Here is a 418-nt window from a genome sequence, read left to right on the forward strand (position 1 = left end):
GTCAGGGATAAACCGCGTTTGATCAGATAATCCGAGAAGACACCTCCCAGCACGCCGCCCGCAAAACCACACAGTGCTGGAATCGAGGCGACCAGACCCACTTTCAGAATCGACATGCCTTTTTCCTGCACCAGATAAATTGGGAACCAGGTGAGGAAGAACCAGGTGATGGTGTTGATAAAATATTGTCCGAAAAATACGCCCAGCATCATGCGGTTAGAGAGCAATTGCTTGATGTAATGCAGTTTGGGTCCGCTTGCTGCCGCACTACCCGGCTTTTTGTGGTCCATATCGACCACCGCGCCATGTTCCGAGATATACTTCAGCTCTTCTGCAGACATACGTGGGTGATCTGTCGGGTTATGAATCAACTTGATCCACAGCGCCGTCAACACAAAACCAATCACCCCCATAACGG

General features: G+C 50.5%; 1 pseudogene. It reads right to left on the reverse strand.

Annotated features, from left to right (window positions below):
* Window positions 1-418: pseudogene (gene garP, locus ACEWB7_RS18120) on the reverse strand (galactarate/glucarate/glycerate transporter GarP); the annotation flags it as partial.

The sequence above is a fragment of the Acinetobacter sp. NIOH-H-8 genome (assembly GCF_046635365.1).
In the GTDB taxonomy this organism is placed as follows: domain Bacteria; phylum Pseudomonadota; class Gammaproteobacteria; order Pseudomonadales; family Moraxellaceae; genus Acinetobacter.